At 64.0% G+C, this 18,624-nt stretch carries 15 protein-coding genes and 2 tRNA genes; 11 read left to right on the forward strand and 6 right to left on the reverse strand.

Annotation, left to right across the window (positions count from 1 at the left end; translation table 11 throughout):
- From AC1DJW_RS15710 to AC1DJW_RS15735, 6 genes are all read left to right on the forward strand, one after another.
- Positions 1 to 663, forward strand: coding sequence for an MOSC domain-containing protein (locus AC1DJW_RS15710; RefSeq protein ID WP_284753351.1), 663 nt, complete (start codon positions 1 to 3; stop codon positions 661 to 663).
- A 426-nt stretch (positions 664 to 1,089) separates the two neighbouring features.
- Positions 1,090 to 3,273 (forward strand): DEAD/DEAH box helicase, encoded by a 2,184-nt coding sequence (locus tag AC1DJW_RS15715; protein ID WP_284753352.1) that lies wholly within the window; start codon positions 1,090 to 1,092, stop codon positions 3,271 to 3,273.
- A 234-nt stretch (positions 3,274 to 3,507) separates the two neighbouring features.
- The gene (locus tag AC1DJW_RS15720) at positions 3,508 to 3,876 is read left to right on the forward strand and encodes a LysM peptidoglycan-binding domain-containing protein (protein WP_476901823.1); all 369 of its coding nucleotides are present in this window, start codon (positions 3,508 to 3,510) and stop codon (positions 3,874 to 3,876) included.
- A 119-nt stretch (positions 3,877 to 3,995) separates the two neighbouring features.
- Positions 3,996 to 4,067: transfer RNA gene (locus tag AC1DJW_RS15725), tRNA-Thr, on the forward strand.
- A 62-nt stretch (positions 4,068 to 4,129) separates the two neighbouring features.
- Positions 4,130 to 4,206 (forward strand) — tRNA-Met (locus AC1DJW_RS15730).
- Between the two features lie 391 nt (positions 4,207 to 4,597).
- Entirely contained in the window at positions 4,598 to 4,804 is a 207-nt protein-coding gene (locus tag AC1DJW_RS15735) for a hypothetical protein (RefSeq protein WP_390278618.1), read from the forward strand.
- 298 nt (positions 4,805 to 5,102) lie between these two features.
- Here the strand turns inward: AC1DJW_RS15735 and AC1DJW_RS15740 are convergent, their stop codons facing one another.
- Complete coding sequence (locus tag AC1DJW_RS15740) at positions 5,103 to 6,059, reverse strand: LysM peptidoglycan-binding domain-containing protein (protein WP_476901824.1); 957 nt, start codon at positions 6,057 to 6,059, stop codon at positions 5,103 to 5,105.
- A gap of 538 nt (positions 6,060 to 6,597) precedes the next feature.
- On the opposite strand from AC1DJW_RS15740, the gene AC1DJW_RS15745 reads away from it, so the two are divergent.
- Entirely contained in the window at positions 6,598 to 7,254 is a 657-nt protein-coding gene (locus tag AC1DJW_RS15745; protein ID WP_476901825.1) for an NAD(P)H-binding protein, read from the forward strand.
- Positions 7,255 to 7,428: 174 nt separating this feature from the next.
- Complete coding sequence (locus AC1DJW_RS15750) at positions 7,429 to 9,000, forward strand: Na+/H+ antiporter (RefSeq protein WP_390278624.1); 1,572 nt, start codon at positions 7,429 to 7,431, stop codon at positions 8,998 to 9,000.
- Between the two features lie 42 nt (positions 9,001 to 9,042).
- On the opposite strand, the gene AC1DJW_RS15755 is transcribed toward AC1DJW_RS15750, so the two are convergent.
- Positions 9,043 to 10,248, reverse strand: coding sequence for an ROK family transcriptional regulator (locus AC1DJW_RS15755; RefSeq protein ID WP_476901826.1), 1,206 nt, complete (start codon positions 10,246 to 10,248; stop codon positions 9,043 to 9,045).
- 108 nt (positions 10,249 to 10,356) lie between these two features.
- Here AC1DJW_RS15755 and AC1DJW_RS15760 point away from each other — a divergent pair, with 108 nt between their 5' ends.
- Entirely contained in the window at positions 10,357 to 12,051 is a 1,695-nt protein-coding gene (locus tag AC1DJW_RS15760) for a glycoside hydrolase family 13 protein (protein ID WP_476901827.1), read from the forward strand.
- A gap of 107 nt (positions 12,052 to 12,158) precedes the next feature.
- Entirely contained in the window at positions 12,159 to 13,124 is a 966-nt protein-coding gene (locus tag AC1DJW_RS15765; protein ID WP_476901828.1) for an aldo/keto reductase, read from the forward strand.
- Between the two features lie 108 nt (positions 13,125 to 13,232).
- On the opposite strand, the gene AC1DJW_RS15770 is transcribed toward AC1DJW_RS15765, so the two are convergent.
- The 4 genes from AC1DJW_RS15770 to AC1DJW_RS15785 are packed head-to-tail and all read right to left on the reverse strand — an operon-like array spanning position 13,233 to position 17,089.
- A complete protein-coding gene (locus AC1DJW_RS15770; protein ID WP_284755029.1) occupies positions 13,233 to 14,153 on the reverse strand; it encodes a TauD/TfdA dioxygenase family protein in 921 nt (306 codons plus the stop codon).
- Between the two features lie 46 nt (positions 14,154 to 14,199).
- Complete coding sequence (locus AC1DJW_RS15775; protein ID WP_476901829.1) at positions 14,200 to 15,108, reverse strand: ABC transporter permease; 909 nt, start codon at positions 15,106 to 15,108, stop codon at positions 14,200 to 14,202.
- Positions 15,108 to 16,040: an ABC transporter ATP-binding protein gene (locus AC1DJW_RS15780; RefSeq protein ID WP_390278635.1), complete on the reverse strand. Its 933-nt coding sequence runs from the start codon at positions 16,038 to 16,040 to the stop codon at positions 15,108 to 15,110. Before AC1DJW_RS15780 ends, AC1DJW_RS15775 begins: the two co-directional genes overlap by 1 nt.
- Positions 16,041 to 16,042: 2 nt before the next feature.
- Positions 16,043 to 17,089 (reverse strand): ABC transporter substrate-binding protein, encoded by a 1,047-nt coding sequence (locus AC1DJW_RS15785; RefSeq protein WP_390278637.1) that lies wholly within the window; start codon positions 17,087 to 17,089, stop codon positions 16,043 to 16,045.
- 432 nt (positions 17,090 to 17,521) lie between these two features.
- Here AC1DJW_RS15785 and AC1DJW_RS15790 point away from each other — a divergent pair, with 432 nt between their 5' ends.
- Entirely contained in the window at positions 17,522 to 18,385 is an 864-nt protein-coding gene (locus AC1DJW_RS15790; protein ID WP_284755033.1) for an HpcH/HpaI aldolase/citrate lyase family protein, read from the forward strand.
- Positions 18,386 to 18,624 lie beyond the last annotated feature (239 nt).

Here is an 18,624-nt window from a genome sequence, read left to right on the forward strand (position 1 = left end):
ATGGATACCGCATCGTTGCTTGCTGTTTGCCGGGTACACGAGCTCCTGCCCGATCCCGAAGGGTCGGTAGGAGTGACGGCCATTGACAAGCGCCCCGTTGACGGGCCGGTGAAGGTCCACAAGCTCGGAATCCACGGAGACATCCAGGCTAGCCGGATCCACCACGGCGGCGAGGACCAAGCGCTCTACGCGTACTCCCAGGCCGATGCCGATTTCTGGGCGAATGAACTCCAGCGGGACATGCCCGCCGGGATCTTCGGGGAGAACCTCCGCGTTGCCGGCATCGAGACCAGCGGCGCCGTGATCGGAGAACGGTGGAAGATCGGCCTGGACGTCGAAGTCGAAGTCACATCCCCGCGCGTGCCGTGCGCAACGTTCCAGCGCCGGATGAATGAACCACAGTGGGTCAAGCGCTTCACGGAAGCAGGGCGGGTCGGCACCTACCTGCGCGTGGTGAAGACCGGCTCCATTTCGGCCGGTGACTACATCCACAAACTGTTTGTGCCGAAACACGGCATTACGGTGGGGCAGTGGTTCAGCAACCCCAACCTCGATGACATGCAATTGCTGCTCGACGCCGAGGCGGACGGAGAAGTTCTCCTGCAGTCCGACTACCACGACACCTTCGAAAAGCTCATGCGCCGCAACGGGGTGGACGCCTGAAGGCCGCCTTCGAACGGCCGTCCTGGTGGCGGTCTTGAGGGCGCTCAGGGCGCGTTTGTGCGCAAGCTCACCGCCGCCGTCGACAGTAATGTCGCGAGGGGACTAATCTGTGCCCTACAATTGAAATATCCCCCACTCCGGAAATCCCTTTTTCCTGCCCAATTCTTGAGGCAGGACTGGTCAGTGTTGGGGCCCGCAAATGTGTGTGGGCAGTTTCATAGGGAGAGCCGGGCGAAGAAAACGCTGTACAGACTGCTGAGATAGCAGCCAAGAGATGCAGCGGGAAGTCCTGCCATGGGATTGCGACAGCGCCGGACTTCTTGCGAGCACCAGAGCCTCCTGGTTCTTCTGCCCGCAACGTGTACTGCGGCCAAGCCCAACCGGGCCGCGCCGACTGGCCCCCTATGGATGAGGAAACTTTCCCCTATGCCCGAAAACCTGAACGACCCTTTCGCCGCCGAGTCTGCCGAAGCAGCAGAGACCGCCGTCGAGGTCGCCGAAACCGCACCCGCCGCTGAGTTCATCGAGGCTGCGGCGCCCGCCGAGGTTCCTGCCTCTGTTGAGGCACCCGCTGAGACTTCCGTTGAGGCCCCGGCCCCGGCTGCGGCTCAGGCCGAATCACCCGTCGAAGACGAGGAAGAGGGCATCCGCTTCGTCGACCTCGGAATCGACCCCCGCGTCCTTGCGGCCCTGCAGGACGTCGGCTACGAGAAGCCGTCTCCCATCCAGGCAGCAACCATTCCGCTGTTGCTCGAAGGCCGCGACGTCGTAGGCCTGGCCCAGACCGGTACCGGTAAGACTGCAGCATTCGCAGTACCGGCACTGTCCCGCCTGGCCGAACTCCACGACCTCAACGGCCCGTCCCGCAAGACCCAGGCCCTGGTTCTTGCTCCGACCCGCGAGCTTGCACTCCAGGTTGCCGAGGCCTTCACCTCGTACGCCAAGCACATCGATGACTTCACGGTCCTCCCCGTTTACGGTGGCTCCGCCTACGGCCCGCAGCTTGCTGGCCTGCGCCGCGGTGCACAGGTTGTTGTCGGTACCCCGGGCCGCGTCATCGACCACATCTCCAAGGGATCCCTGGACCTGTCCGAGCTGCAGTACCTCGTCCTGGACGAAGCCGACGAGATGCTCCGCATGGGCTTCGCCGAGGACGTTGAGCAGATTTTCCAGCAGACCCCGGAAGACCGCCAGGTTGCGCTGTTCTCTGCCACGATGCCGGGCCAGATCCGCCGCATGTCCAAGCAGTACCTCAACAACCCTGCCGAGATCTCGGTCAAGTCCAAGACCACCACCGGCGCCAACACCCGCCAGCGGTACCTGCAGGTCATGGGCCCGCACAAGCTCGACGCGCTGACCCGCATCCTCGAGGTGGAAGAGTTCGACGGCGTTATCGCCTTCGTGCGCACCAAGATGGCAACCGAGGACCTCGCTGACAAGCTGAAGTCCCGCGGCTTCCAGGCTGCCGCCATCAACGGTGACATTCCGCAGCAGCAGCGCGAACGGACTGTCGACGCGCTGAAGGAAGGCCGCATCGACATCCTGGTCGCCACCGACGTCGCGGCCCGTGGCCTTGACGTTGAGCGCATCAGCCACGTGGTCAACTACGACATCCCGCACGACACCGAGTCCTACGTCCACCGCATCGGCCGTACCGGCCGTGCAGGCCGCAGCGGCGACGCCATCCTCTTCATGACGCCGCGGGAGAAGTACCTGCTGCGTTCGATCGAGAAGGCCACCCGCCAGCCGGTTGAGCAGATGCACCTGCCCACCGCCGAGACGGTCAACACCTTGCGCTTGGGCAAGTTCGCGGACAAGATCACGGAGACCCTCGAGTCCGAGGATGTTGCAGCGTTCCGTGACTTGATCTCCTCCTACGAAGAAGAGCACAACGTTCCGGCTTCGGAGATCGCAGCTGCACTGGCAGTCATGGCACAGGGCGGCCAGCCGCTCCTGGTCAAGGAACTGCCAGCCGCACCGGAATTCCAGAAGCGCGAGCGCTCCAAGGACGGCTTCGGTTCCCGTGGCCCGACCCGCGCCCTGACCGAGGGCAACGCCACCTACCGGATCGCCGTCGGACGCCGTCAGCGCGTCATGCCGGGTTCGATCGTTGGCGCCATTGCCAACGAAGGCGGCATCTCCTCGGCACAGATCGGCGGCATCGACATCCGCTCGGACCACTCCCTGGTGGAGCTCCCGGCGGACCTGAGCCCCGAGCAACTGCGTGCCCTTTCCCGCACCCGGATCGGCGGCGAGCTGATTCACCTTGAGCTGGACAACGGTCGCAAGCCGGCCTCTGACCGCGGCGGCGAGCGTGGCGGTTACTCCGGTGGCAGCCGCGGCGGGGATCGCGGTGGCTACTCCGGTGGAGACCGTGGCGGAAACTTCAAGGGCAACGGTGGCTTCAAAAAGGAGTTCCGTAAGACGGAAGGCGACCGTGGCGGTTACTCCGGTGGCGAGCGTTCTTCCGCTGACCGCGGCGGCCGTTCCTACAGCGAGCGCAGCAGTGCCGGTACCGGGACGGGCAGCTACGGCGACCGCGGCGCTCGCAAGCCGCGCACTGGCGGCGACGCAGGCAACCGCGATTTCAACCGCAAGGGCAAGTGGTAAACAGGACTAGTTCCTGGGATTCTCGTCAGAGGCCGGCTTTCGAGCCGGCCTCTGGCTGTTTAACGGTGACCCGGGTCTAACGCCGGCCCACCTTCGGAGCACGCTCGGCTGTACCGTTTTCCCCATGTTTGCCGGCCCGGAGGTTCAAGAATGACGGACTCGCCGTGTCGTAAACGCTTTCCCAGACCAAACATGGGGAGGACGATGCAGGCACGGCTGTGGAAAGCTAGGTTCATGGGATTCCTCGATGGGTTGAAGAAGAACCTCGGCTTCGACAAGGCCGGGCAGAAGGCGGCTGAACGGGCTTCGGAGACCCCGCAGGAGGCCGTTGAAGCGTCAACGGGGGAGACGGTCCAAAGGTCCGGGCCGGAGCCTTCAGCGGAAGCGGAAGCTCTCGCAGCGTCTGGCCCCGTAGCCTCCGACGCCGGTGCTGCCGCCGCCAGCGCAGGGCAGGTCACCGAAGTCGTCGTGGAGGCAGACGATACCCTGAGCGGCATCGCCATGCAGTTCGGCGTGGACTTGGATGCCCTGATCGCCGTGAACACAGATACCGTACCCAACCCGGACCACATCTACCCGGGCCAAGTACTCCGTCTGCCCTAGTTTCAGCCCCTTTTTGGATCAAGGATCGGGTGCGGGTGCAAATTGTGTCGGCGCGGTTTTTCCCTGTCCCGCAGCCGATTTGTTGCCTGAGAAATCGTCCGGTAGAGTATTTACTCGTTGCCCCCCTAGCTCAGTGGTAGAGCGCGTTCTTGGTAAGAACGAGGTCACCGGATCGATTCCGGTGGGGGGCTCTGAATGAGGGCCTGTGTCAAGGCGGTTTTTGACCGGCTTGACGCAGGTTTTTCTCATTCGTGGCGGTGTAGCTCAGTTGGTTAGAGCGCACGACTCATAATCGTGAGGTCGGGAGATCGAGCCTCCCCACCGCTACCAAGAAAATCCCCGCTACGGCGGGGATTTTTTCGTTTCCGGGAATGGCCGCGGCGATCCGGATGCCGATCGAAGAAGCCGCCCTTCCGCCGGCAAGCCAAGTCTTCCCCTGGTCCTGATCGCCACCCGCAAGCCTGCTGTGCACTTTCCGTAAAGATTTCGTAAAGATCCTCCCGAAAAGCTGAGAGCGCCCGCGAGCTGCCGATAGTTTTTAGAGGCGCCGCCACTTGGGTGTCCCCCAATCCTCGGGTGGCGGCGCTTCTCGGAGTCTTAAGCGAATCTTGATCTTTTCTTAGTGTTTCCTTGAGGTTCACCCTGTATCGGGACCGTTTCGTCTGCGGGCTATCTCCAGTTACGATCAGGTGGTTGTCCGGACCGAAAGGCATCCCTGCTCGTGGATTTTGGCCGCTATCTCTTTGACCTTGTGGTCTTCGTTGGCATCACCGTTGTGCTGATGTGTTCATTCCACCTGCTCGTGCTGTGGCACAAGAAGCGGAAGTACACGAAGTTGTTGCGCCCCGAGCTGTCACAACCGAGCCGCGATGCCGGTGCGCCTGTCCAGAAGGGCCAGGTCCGGGACGCGTTTGCGATCAACCGGTGACTGTCACCGGCGTCCAAAGGCCATGACCATGGCTACTATCGCGGCGACGACCAGCACCGTCGCAACCCAGATCCATTGTTGTCCGTCCAAGTTCGCCCCGTTCTCAGGTCTTGATCCAGTCTCCCAAAGTCGAGGTTATTGAGCGAGGCCTGGTGGGGAGCCCGGTGGCCTCCCGTCCTGACCTTCTTTGAAAAGCGATGCCGTGCAACACGCCGGCGACACGCCGCGGGGGAGGCCTCCTCGGATTCAAAGAGGGTCGGGATGGACGTGCCCACAAGCCTCGCCGCTGGGACCGGCCTTAGTTCAGTGCGATCACCAGCATCTGGTTGGTGCCCGGGATGCACGTCTGCAGTATCGCCCGTGGAAAGCCGCCGAAGACCGCTGCGACGTTGTTGGTGGTCCCGCCTTGGGGCACCTGGCCGCGTGCTGTCACGGTGTACGTGCCGTAACCGGGGATGCTTACCGTCTCGCCGACGCCGATGCCCGAGAACCGTGCCCATCCACCGCAGAAATCATGTTCGGTAATGAACAGCGAGTAGGCGTCCGTGGGGGTGAAGTGGATCGGGCCGATGCAACTGTCCACAGCGGCCTGGCCGCCTGAACCCGCAACGTAGATTGTCCGCACCGCCGAAGCCGGGGCGGGAGCAGGCGCAGGAGCCGGGGCTGGTGCGGGAGCCGGGGGGTCTGCCGGGGCTGCGGGTGCGGCAACAGGCGGTCCTGTCAGCTTCAGCACCTGGCCGGGCACGATGACGGAATATGCGCTGAGCCCGTTGGCTGCCAGCATTGCGTTGACGTCGACGCCGAACCTGGCGGCTATCGATCCAACAGTGTCGCCGCTGACCACCGTGTAGGCGTTGGCGTCAGGCGCAGGAGCCGGAGCGGGTGGAGCTGCGACTGCGGCCGGCGCCGCAGCGGGCGCTGGCGGGACGACGGCGGCCGGCGGCTGTGCCTGTGCTGGCGCATGCGTGGCTGCCGGGGCGGGACTTTCAACCGGCGTCGGACTGGCAGCGGCCGGCGAAGGTGCGGAGATCCCGGCTCCCGAGCCGACGCGCGGGGCGATTGCGGTGCTCGTCCCTGCCGGCGCGAGCACTTGTGCGTAGTTGTGCATCGTCACCGCCGAAATGGCGACCACGGCCACAATTGCCCAGGTGGCTATTGATGCCTTGTATCTGGTGAGTGTCCTTCCCCCCGCGGAGATCAGGGCGAAGACGCTGCCTCCGCCGATCCCGCTGTGCCTGTACTCCTGCTGATACATGTCAGATCCCCGTAATTCATCGTTCTGGGACCGGTCGGTTGGCTGGCCCTGGAAGTGATACGCAGGCGCAGGGGATGGCGCGTGTTGAGACCCTTTTGCTTAAATGCGCAGCACTGAGGAAGACCTCAATTCCGCCCATTTCGGATAAAATCCTTCACCGGGATGAAACCCGGCTATTTGGATAAATCCATCAATGAGATTTATGAACGAGGCATTCCTTTTCCTGCTGCAGGTGATTTGAGTGTAGAAATATGGAAATCACTCCACACGAGTGGGTGCCACTTGCTTTTGTTTCCAGCCGTCCGCCAAACACTCGCAAGTCTCCCTCGGTGGCGGGAGGGTGCCCACAGAACCGGGACCTCCAGCCCGCGGGCGGGAACATGATTGTCCATAAACTAAGCTTGCTTAGTAATTGCAAGTCATATTTATCCGAAGAATTGCCGAATTCGCCAACGCGTTCCGGAAATGCGGAGGGATTACTTTTCGAAATGTATCCACCGTCGTGGGGAGGGCTTGACCACTGCGACAGAATGGGTCCATGAGTCGAATCGCAATCATCGGCGGCCACGGCAAGGTGGCCTTGCAACTTTCCCGCATTCTGAGCAACGAGGGCCACGTGGTCACTTCGTTCATCCGCAATCCGGAACACGCGCCCGACGTCACAGTGACGGGCGCGGCCCCAGTAGTACTCGACGTCGAGAATTCGACGACGGCGGAGATCGCCTCTGCGCTCGACGGCCACAACGCTTTGGTGTGGTCCGCCGGCGCAGGCGGAGGCAATCCGCAACGTACGTATGCCGTGGACAGGGACGCTGCCATCCGCTCGATGGATGCAGCGGCGCAAACGGGCGTTGCCCGCTATGTGATGGTGTCCTACTTCGGTGCCGGACCCAGCCACGGCGTTCCCGAAGGCAACAGCTTCTACGCCTACGCGGAAGCCAAAGCCGCGGCTGACGAGTACCTGCGTGCAACCGATCTCGACTGGACGATTCTCGGCCCGGGCGCACTGACCAGCAATCCGGGGTCTGCGCTCATTGAGGTAAGCCCCGCGGACCCGGGTACCGGGACGGAAACTTCGCGGGCCAATGTTGCCTTGGTGGCTGCCGCCGTCCTGGAACTGCCCGAGACTATCCGCCGCACCATCGAGTTCAGGGACGGGTCGGTGCCTGTGGTGGAGGCCCTCACGGCGTCATAGCTGCATCAAACCGGGCCGGGGCCGCGCCCGGCCGGGATATGTTGGTAGGGCTAGTCCCGGCGGTATATGCCCGGGACGCTGCCGCTACTAGTCCCCACCGCCACCCTCGCCTCGCGAGCTCGGCCAGGGAACCCTGGCGGCGTGGGCCCACGGGAGTATGGGGAATTCGGGAACATGGACCAGTTGGCACTCATTGTTGGATTGCTGCTTGCAACGGTCTTGGCCGTGGGTTTGGGGGACCGCTTGCGGCTCCCGTACCCGGTGCTGATGCTGTTGCTGGCTGCGGCGATGACCTTCATCCCGGGGTTCCCGGACTTTGAGCTCGCGCCTGAACTGATCCTGCCGATCTTCCTCCCGCCGTTGCTCTTTGCGACCGCCCAGAAGAGTTCCTGGGCTGTGTTCCGGGTCCGGTGGCGGACGCTTGTGCTCATGGCTGTAGCGCTCGTTGTGGTCTCAACGGCGGCCGTTGCCGGAGCCGCGTGGCTCATGATTCCAGGAATCGGCATTCCGGCGGCAATTGCACTGGGTGCCATGGTGGCTCCGCCGGACCCCGTGGCGGTTGAATCCGTCGCAGGCCGCGTCCACATGCCCCGCAGGCTCATCACTGTGCTGCAGAGCGAAGGCTTGTTCAACGATGCCGCCGCGATCGTGATCTTCCAGGCCGCGGTGGCGGCCACGGTCGCCGGCACCAAGCTGGGCGCCGGCGTCGTGCTCCAATTCGTCATCGGCGCGGCCCTCGCCGTCATTGTCGGCATCGCGATGGGCTGGTTGACAAGGCTGATCACCAAGCTCGTCACCTCCATGGTGGCCCGAAGTGCCGTGACCCTGGTGATTCCCTTCGCTGCATACATCCTGGCCGAAGAACTGCACGCTTCGGGGGTGATCGCCGTCGTCGTCACCGCGCTTGAGACACAGCGGCACGCGCGGTCCCAGGACGCCGCCGAGCGCGTGACCCGCACGGCCTTCTGGGACGTGGTGGAACTCCTCGCCACGGGCCTGGCGTTCGGGTTGGTCGGGCTGGAGATCCGGCATGTGATCCGGGACGAAGGTGCAGCCATTTTTGGCATGATCGGCACGGCGGCGGTGGTCTGCGTGCTGGTATTTGTTGTCCGCTTCGCTTGGCTCGGGCTTTTGGCGATCTCGGCCCGCAAGCGGAAGAACCTGCTGCAGCCGACTTCTCCCAAGGAAGTCCTGATCCTGACCTGGTGCGGCATGCGCGGCCTCGCGACTCTCGCACTCGCCTTGGCCCTTCCGCTTACTATTGCGGACGGCAGCGACTTCCCTGCCCGGCACGAGATCCTGGTCACCGCCTGCGCCGTACTGCTCGCCACCCTGGTGCTGCCGGGGCTGACCCTTCCCTGGCTCATGCGCGTGCTCAAGGCATCCGAAGACGGCTCGCACGAAAAGGACGCTGCGCGCCTCCTGGCCAAGCGCGCCCAGACCGCCGCTATCTCCGCGCTCAAGGAACACGATCTGATGAAGGAGTTGCCGGCGGACAAGGTGGCCCTCGTCAAGGAAAAGATGACCCGCCTGCATGCCGAGCTGCTTGACGGGACCTTGAAGAACGAGTCGGACGCCGAAAAGCGCCAGCGCGGCCGGGAGTTGGCGATCGCGGTCCAGACCATCGCCCTCGACGCCGCCCGCCAGGAAGTGGTCGCTGCGCGGAGCGAGCCTGGCACTGATCCTGAGGTCGCCGACCGGGTCCTGCGCCAGTTGGACCTCCGCACGATGGCGATGCCGGAATAGCCGCCGGCAACCGCGGGAACCGGCGGACGAGACGCCGAAGGCCTAGGCGCGCCGCAACACGAGATCCAAGGAGTTCTTCTCCACGTGGTCCAGTGCGTGGCGCACCGCGCCGATGCCCACAATCGCATCGCCCAGCGGTGACGCTGCCAATCGCGGGGGAGTTGCGGTGTAGGTAGCCAGCTTCCGCGCGGTCGGCTCAAGGAGGGCCGACGCCGAATCTGCCACCGCGCCGCCGATCACCACAAGCTCCGGGTTGAGCAGGATGGCCAACGTGGAGACCACCCGGGCCAGCCGGTCCGAAAGCCGGTCCAGGATACCCAGCGCCACCTTGTCACCCTGGGCAGCAGCGGCGAAGACGTGTTGTGCGGAGACCTCGCGGCCCGGCGCCGCCGCCGTGCGCAGCGTCGTTTTCGACTCTCCCGCCAGGGCCTCCGCTGCCCACAACCTGGCGAGCGCGGCGAGGCCGTCGGGAGAGCCCACACCTTCCACCATGTCCAGGTAGGCCATTTCGCCCGCGCCCCCCGCAGTGCCGTGCAGCAGCCTGCCGGATTCCACCAGGCCCGCACCGAAACGCTCACCGGCCAGGAGTACGGCTAGGTCCTGGACGCCGCCGCCGGCGCCGCGCCAACATTCGCCCAACGCCGCCAAGTTGGCATCGTTCTCCAGCATTACCGCCCATCCGTGCAGATCGTGCAGGGCCTTCTTCAGCCCGACGTCGAACAGGCTCCAAAACGGCTGGCTGACGAGGATGTTTCCGTCGCGGCCCACCGGGGCGGCAAGCCCGACCGTCACCGCAAGGACTTTGTCCGGTACCACTCCGGCAGCATCGAGGGCGAGAAGCGCGGTTTGGCTGATAACACGGATCCGTTCCTCCGCTTCGATCTCCCTGCCGCGGAATGGCTCGCTGGCCCGTCCAATGGTTGAACCGCGCAGATCGGCCACCACCACGGTGGTCTTGAGGACGCCGACGTCGATCCCCACGACGCAGCCGGCGCTTTCGTCGAGCTCGAAGCGCCGGGCGGGACGGCCCTTCTGGTACGTGCCGAAGTCGCGCTGGTTTTCCAGTTCGCGGATCCAGCCCCGGGCCATGAGGTCTTCGCACACCGAAATGGTGGTGGCACGGGTCAGTCCAGTGGCTTCCATCAGCTCCGAGACGGTCACTGCGTCGGAGGAACGGATGACTGCGAGCACGCTGGCCGCATTGACCCGGCGCAGCATCTGTGGAGTGGCAGTCGCGATTTCGGGCATCCCTGTTGACCTCCTGTAGGTATGCGTCACATAATACTTGAGGTACTAAATTTAGATTCTAAATAAAAGTCCCATCCATCGAAGCGTCGACACAGAACAGGATTCCCTTTGTCCTCCACCGCCACCATGGCAACTCACACCGACTCCGAGCGCATGGCCGATCCCAACTGGTGGCGCCAAGCGGCTGTCTACCAGATCTACCCGCGCAGCTTCTCCGATGCGAACGGCGACGGACTGGGCGACATCAAGGGCATTACCGCCAAGGTTCCGTACTTGAAGTCCCTCGGCATTGACGCCGTCTGGTTGAGCCCGTTCTACCCCTCGGCCCTTGCTGACGGTGGCTACGACGTCGATGACTACCGCAACGTGGACCCCAAGCTGGGCACCCTTGCAGACTTCGATGAGATGGCGGCCGCCCTGCACGCTGCAGGCATCAAGTTGATCGCGGACATTGTCCCGAACCACTCCTCGGACCGGCACGAATGGTTCAAGGAGGCGCTGGCTTCCCCGAAGGGCTCGGCTGCCCGTGAACGCTACATCTTCCGCGACGGCCTGGGCGAGAACGGCGAACTGCCCCCGGCCGACTGGGACTCGATCTTCGGCGGCCCGGCCTGGGAGCGCATCACCGAACCGGACGGCACCCCCGGACAGTGGTACATGCACATCTTCACCAAGGAGCAGCCGGACTTCAACTGGGACAACCCCGAGGTCCGCGAAGACTTCCTGAAGACCCTGCGCTTCTGGTCCGATCGTGGCGTGGACGGCTTCCGCATCGACGTCGCCCATGCCCTCACGAAGGACCTGCCGGAGGTTCTGCCCTCCAAGACCGAGTTGCCCAAGGAAGGCGAAAACGCTTTGGGCGCGCACCCGTTCTGGGACCGCGACGAGGTGCACGAGATCTACGCCGAGTGGCGCAAGGTCTTCAACGAGTACAACCCGCCCCGGACGGCCGTCGCCGAAGCCTGGGTCCACGCGGACCGCCGCGCCCGCTACGCCAGCCCCGAAGGACTGGGCCAGGCCTTCAACTTCGACCTCCTCCAGGCCGATTTTGACGCCGGGCAGTTCCGCACGATCATCACCAAGAACCTCGGCGAGGCTGCGGCCTCCGGTGCTTCGTCCACGTGGGTCTTCTCCAACCACGACGTCGTTCGGCACGCCACCCGCTACGGCTTGCCCGCGGGCGGCGGCCGGGATGGCTTGGGCCAGGACGGCAAGCAATGGCTGCTCGACGGCGGTTTGGCCGCCGACGTCGACGCCGAGCTCGGCTTGCGCCGTGCCCGCGCCGCGTCGCTGCTGATGTTCGCCCTGCCCGGTTCTGCATACCTGTACCAAGGCGAAGAACTTGGCCTGCAGGAAGTCGGCGACATCGTGGACGGCCAGCGCCAGGACCCGGCGTTCTTCCGCAACCCGGGAGTCGACGTCGGCCGTGACGGTTGCCGTGTCCCGCTGCCGTGGACCAGCGAAGGTTCGTCGTTCGGCTTCGGCGATGGACATGCCCACTTGCCGCAGCCCGAATGGTTCGCGGGCTACGCAGTGGAGGCCCAGGACAACGTTCCCGGTTCCACTCTGGAGCTGTACCGCAAGGCCCTGGAACTGCGCTCGGAACTGCGGGCGGCCGAGGATCTTGAGTGGATCCCCTCCAGCAACGAGTCGGTGCTGCACTTCGCGCGGCCCAACGGCTGGCAATCGGTGACGAACTTCGGCACCGAGCCGGTGGCACTTCCGGAAGGCACCGTCGTCGTGAGCAGCGCACCGCTCGACGGCGGCAAGCTCCCGGCGAACACGACGGCCTGGATCGTCTAGGCCCTGCCCCTGCCCTACCCCTGACCCAACTGGCCCGCAGTTAATGTCGTTTTGAAGCCCGTAAACGACAACAACTGCGGGCCAGTTTCATGTGAAAGAGTTGGAAAATGACAGCAAAGAGTGAAACAGCCGCGGGCCGGCTCATCTATGGATGCATGGGCCTCGGAGGCCCGTGGGAGGGCAGCGAATACGGGGCTGTGGAGATCGAACAGGCCGCGGCTGCGATCGAGGCCGCCATGGGTATCGGCGTTACCTTGTTCGACCACGCCGACATCTACCGCAACGGCAAGTCCGAGGCTGTGTTCGGCGAAGTCCTCGCCGGGACGCCAGAGCTGCGGGAAAAGATCCAGCTCCAGACCAAGTGCGGAATCCGGCTCGGCCAGCGCGGAGTCGACGGACACTACGACCTCAGCAAGGACGCCATCCTGGACCGGGTCAATGGAAGCCTGGAACGGCTGAAGACCGACTACGTCGACGTGCTGCTGCTCCACCGCCCCGACCCCCTGATGGAACCCGCCGAGGTGGCGACCGCCGTCGGGCAGCTCATGGCGGAAGGCAAGGTGCGGCAATTGGGCGTGTCCAACATGTCCGGCGCGCAGATCGCCTTCCTGCAGGACCAGCTGGAGGTGCCGATCGTGGCCAACCAGCTGGAAATGAGCCTGCACCGTCGGGCTTGGCTTGAGAGCACTGTGCTGGTCAACCATGACGATGCCCTCGGCTACAGTTTCCCGCACGGCACCTTGGAACACTGCGTCAGCCAGGGGATTGAGTTGCAGGCCTACGGCTCCCTCGCGCAGGGCCGGTACACGGGCTCGACGCCGGATGCACCCACTGCCGCGGACATTGCGACTGCCGCTCTGGTCGCACAGCTCGCGGAAGCAAAAGGTGTCACTCCCGAGGCCGTGTTGTTGGGGTGGCTCATGAAGCATCCCGCGCGTATTTCCCCGGTGCTCGGCAGTTCCAACCCCGCGCGGATCGCTGCCTGCGCGGATGCGGCCGCCATTGCCGCAGCCATGACGCGGGCCGAGTGGTATGGCCTGTGGGTGGCTGCGCGGGGCAGCAAGCTCCCCTAAGGCGCGTTAAGCCCAACTGACTCGCAGTTGTTGTCGTTTTGAGGGCTCAGAACGACATTAACTGCGAGTCAGTTGGGCTAAGGCAGCTACAACAACACATGCGTGCTACTACAGCGGCGCGACAACTGAATAGGTGCTTGAATCACCCTGGATCGATTGGCTCGGCTTGCCGTCCACGCCCACCGGGATGTCGCCGGCGATAGTTACTCGGTTGAGCTTGCGCGGCTGGCCGTCGTAGTTGTCCGGGGCGTAGTGCTGGGTGATGCGGTTGTCGAAGAGCACCAACTGGTTCGGCTCCCAGTTCACGCGCACCACGTTTTCCGGACGGGTGACATAGGCCTGCAGCAAACGGATGATGTCCTTCGACTCGGTGTTGGACAGCCCCACGATCCGAAGGCGCTGCGCGAAGCCCCCAATGAACAATCCGCGCTCGCCGGTCAGGGGATGGACACGCACCACGGGGTGGGCGGTTTCGAACTTGATGCGGGTGAATTCCTTGCGCCGCTCGTCGGCGTTCTCATGTTCCAGGTTCTTCGGCACCGAGTAGTCGTAGTCGTTGGTGTGGATCGCCCAGAGCGTGTCCGCGAAGTTCCGGAGCTCGTCCGGCAAGTCTGCGTACGCTCCCGCCGAAGAAGCAATCAGGGTTTCGCCTCCATAGGACGGCAGATCGATGCTGCGCAGGGTGGAAGCCTGCGGCGGGTTGACCACGAACGTGACGTCGGTGTGCCAATTGTTGGCGGAACCGTTCTCGCTGTCCACGGGCAGGACGTTCTCTTCGCCCTCCACGGAGGCCACGGTCGGGTGCGCAGTGGTGAGCGGGCCGAAATGGCTGGCGAATTTCACCTGGGCCTCGTCGCTGAGAATGTTGGCCTCCCTGAAAACGAGGGCCTTGTGTTCGTTGAGCGCGGCCCGGATCTGCCCCACGGTTTCCGCGGAGAGATCGCCGCTGAGGTCGAAGCCGCGGATTTCGGCGCCGATCCTGGATCCGAGCTTGGCGAATTCGAGTTTGGTTTCGGTAATGATGGACATTTTTGTTCCTTTTCTGTTGTGACTTACTGGATGGATGGATTGACGGTCAGGACCCGGACCCGACGGCGGTCCGCCAGCGGGAGAAATGCCGCTCCAAGGCGACGAGGAGGAAATTCACGGCAAGGCCCAAAAGGGACACCGTGAGGATGCCGGCGTACATGTCCGGGATGAGGAAACTGCTCTGGGCATTCACGATCAAATAACCGAGCCCCGCCTTCGCACCCACCATCTCCGCGGCGATCAACACCAGGATGGACGCTGTGCCGGCCATGCGGATTCCCGTGAAGATGGTGGGCACCGCGGAAGGCAGGATCACTTTGCGGAACAGCGAAAGGCTCGAGAGGCCGAGCGACTTCGCGGCCCGGATGAGCAGCGGGTCCACCGTCTTCACACCGGCGATCGTGTTGAGCAGGACCGGAAAGAACGCCGCGTAGGCCACGATGCTGATCTTGGACTCCTCTCCGATCCCGAGCAGCAGCGTGAAGACAGGCAGCAGGGCAAGCGCGGCTGTGTTGCGGAACAGTTCCAGGAGCGGGTTCAGCACCGAATTGAGCCGTTGGTACCACGCGATCAGCAATCCGAGGGTTACGCCAGCTACGAGGGCCGCCCCGAATCCCGACACCGAACGGGTGAGGCTCGCGGCCAAATTTGCCTGGATGGTGCCGGATTCGAACAGCTTCCCCCACGCTGCCAGGACCACGTGCAAAGGCGGCAGGAATACCCGGGTTGAGGGGCTGGCCAGATAGGTCGGCCCGAGTTCCCAAAGAGCCAGGAAGGCGATGATCCCTGCGGCCTTCCACAGGCCGGAACCGGCGCGGGCGGCTGTTGTCCGCACGAAGGCGAGTGTCGCCGTCGTGCTCCGACGCCCCGTCTCGACGGGACTGGAGTGCCCGACGGCGGAAGCTGGCTTGGGCGCGGCGCTCGCCGCGGGCTGTTGCGCGAGTGTTGTGGTCATCAGGCTGCGCTCCTTTCGAGAGTTGCCCCCGGGACTTCATCCGGGGCGGTGCCGTCCGGCAGGATCTTGCGGTGCCCGGCGTCCTGGGCCAGGCGGACTTCGTCGTGCAGCAAGGTCCAGACCTTGTGCCGTTGTTCGACGAAGGCGGGGTGCGAACGGATGTCGTCCTCGCCGTCGCGGTCCGGGATGTCCACGTCCACGATTTCCTTGAGGCGACCCGGGCGCGCGCTCAAGACGGCGACGCGCTGCCCCAGGTACACGGCCTCGTCGATCCCGTGCGTGATGAACACGATCGTCTTGCCCGTCGCCCGCCAGATCCGCAGGAGTTCGTCCTGGAGTTGTTCACGCGTCTGGGCGTCCAATGCGGCGAAGGGTTCGTCCATGAGGAGCACATCGGGCTCGTAGGCGAGGCTCCGGGCAATGGCCACTCGCTGTTTCATGCCGCCCGAAAGCTCATGCGGGAAACGGTCCTCGAAGCCAGCCAAGCCCACCAGTTTGAGGTATTCGCTTGCCTTGGCGGCGCGTTCGCGGCGGTTGAGCTTGCGCCCGTCGGTGCCCCTGCCTTCGAGCCCGATCGACACGTTGGCCGATGCCGTGCGCCAGGGGAAGAGCGCGTACTGCTGGAAAACCACGGCACGGTCCTTTCCAGGTCCCGTCACTGGCTGGCCGTCCACCAATACCTCGCCGGAGGTGGGCGTGGACAGGCCAGCCAGGAGGTCCAGCAAGGTGGTCTTGCCGGAACCGCTGGGCCCCACCAAGGTGAGGAACTCGCCGTCGCGCACGTCGAGGTTCAAGGAGTCAAGGGCGGTCAGTGTGGTGGGCTCTTTCGGGCCTGGCTGGGATGCCTGGAAGCGCCTGGCGCCCTTGGAGGCCTTGCCGGGGCGGACGGTGAATTGCTTGGTGACATTGCGGAGGCTGATTTTGGCGGTCATCACTATCCCTTCGCGGTGCTTGGGGTTGGGGTGCTTGATGCGAGATCGTTGAATTTGTTCGTGTAGTACTTCGACGGTGTGAGATCGCTCTTGACGATCCCCGAGTTCTTCAGCCACGCGGACCAGCGGGTGAAGTCCTCGTCCTTGATCACGCCGTTGTCGGGGACGCCGGGGCTCTTCCAGTACTGCAGGTTCGCGGTGCTCTCATTGCGTCCGCGGGCGTCGATGATCTTCTTGAAGCGGGCGATCACCTGGTCGCGCGGCGTTTCGGTCTCCCACTTGATGGCCTTGGCCACGCCGGTAGCGAAGATCCGGGCCGTGTTGGGGTTCTTTTCGATGAAGTCATTGCGGAGCACGTATTGTCCACCGGCAAAGGTGCCGAAGAGTTCATAGTCGTTGAAGAGCGAGCGCAGTCCACCGGTCGCAACGGCATGGTCCTGCAGGACCCCGCCCAGGCTTCCGACATCCACCTGGCCCCGGCGCACGGCTTCTTCGGTGTCGTTGGGCGCGAGCACTACCAGCTGTACTTGCTTGATTTCGTCCTGGCTGAGGCCGTTCTTGCTGAGGTACGTGTTGATGACGGCTTCGGAATGGGCACCCAGGGTGTTGACTGCGATCTTCTTACCGATGAGGTCTCTCGCGGTTTTGATGGGGCTGTCCGCCTTGACGTAGAAGCCGTTGAAAGTCTTGGCGTCTTCGCCGTAGTAATTCACGACGGCGGTCACCGGAGCCCCTGCCTCAATCAGCTTCACGACTGCCCCGGCGAACGCACCGCCGAAGTCGGTCTGGTTGGTGGCCGCCGACTGGATGTCCTGGGGGCCGCTGGTGGTGTTGCCTACCCAGTTGAGTTTGATGTCACCCAGGTAACCGAGGTCCGCCGCCAGTTCCGGGAGGCCGACGTTGTTGGCCGAGCCTTGGTAGCGGAGTTCCTTGACCTCCGGTTGACCGGCTGGCTGGTCTCCCGCTTGGGCATTGCCGCCGCAGCCGGTCACCGTCAGCGCAAGTACGACGGCGGCCGCGACGCCTAGCAGGGGCTGGTGCAGTTTCATGGGAGCTACTTTCTGGGGGTGTGGAATTCGTTGGTCCGGCTCTGTTCCGGGGTAGACCGAACTGCCGTGGGAACGATGTAAGCGCATGTCCACTGGTCAGGGGAAGCCCGGCAGTAACCCCCGGAAATGCCGGGAAACCGGGGGAAATCCGGCGAAATCCCAGCGCAACTCCGGGCAATGCAAGGACACAATTCGCTCCGTGTCGCAGGGTTTCGCCCGGCGTCGTTGGGTTGAGTTGGGTTGCGCTCCGGGCTCCCCAAAGCGCGCGAAACCCAACTGACTCGCAGTTGTTGTCGTTTTGACGGCTCATAACGGCAACTACTGCGAGTTAGTTGCTGTGGGGTCCCTGTCACAATCGTTTTGTTCGTATTGATGCTCACACCGGCGCCAGATTCTTAGCGTTCCTGGCGGCTGGGCGGATACGGTAGATACATGACGTCTAGCACCGCCGCCGAGTCGATTCGGTCCACCCGCAGAATTCCCGCAGACATTGCCCGCTCCTGGCTCCTCGTGAACGCCATGAAGACGGAGCTTTTCGACCAGTCGGCCTCATCGCGCGCGGACGCCATCATCCTTGACATCGAAGACGCCGTGGACCCGTCCCAGAAGGACATCGCACGCGACAACGTCATCAACTGGCTGACCGCTGGTGGCCAGGCCTGGGTCCGCATCAACGACGCAACAAGCCCGTTCTGGGCCGATGACCTCGCCGGTCTTCGTGGCACGCAGGGCCTGTTGGGCGTCATGCTGGCCAAGACTGAGTCCGCTGACCAGGTCACCGAATCGTTCCACCGCATGGACGGCAAGACCCCGGTGGTCGCACTCGTGGAGTCGGCCCTCGGCATCGAGGAAGCCAACCACATTGCCCGCGCCCAGGGCGCCTTCCGCCTGGCCTTCGGCTCGGGCGACTTCCGCCGGGACACCGGCATGGCCGCTACCCCTGAAGCGATGGCCTACCCGCGTGCCAAGCTTGTCGTCGCCAGCCGCGTGGGCAACCTGCCGGGCCCCATCGACGGCCCAACCGTCGGCACCAACCACCCGATCCTGCGCGAGCAGACCGGCATCACGGTGACCATGGGAATGACAGGCAAGCTCTGCCTGGCCATTGACCAGACCACAGTCATCAACGAGGTCATCAGCCCCACGCCGTCCGACGTCGCCTGGGCCACCGACTTCATGAACGACTTCGAAGCCAACGGCAGGGTCATCCGCGACGGCTCCGATCTCCCGCGCCTCGGGCGCGCCGAAAAGATCATGAAGCTCGCGGTGGCCTTCGGGGTCCAGCCCTCCCTCTAAGGGCACCCACCGACCTAAGGGCACCCACTGACGCTCGCTCACATATGTCCGGCTTTTTCAGGACGCTCGCTCACATATGTCCGGCTTTTTCGGTATCTATCAAGCTGTTTGTGACAGCGGGGTGGTTTGTTTGTTGTTGATCCCGGCGGTGGGGGGTGCTCCCGGCGCGGTGGGTTTGTTGCGGTATCGGTGGGGGTTGCGGGCGTAGCAGGTGTCGAGTGTTGCTTGCCGTTGCCTGC

The organism is Arthrobacter sp. 05L417, from assembly GCF_056397865.1.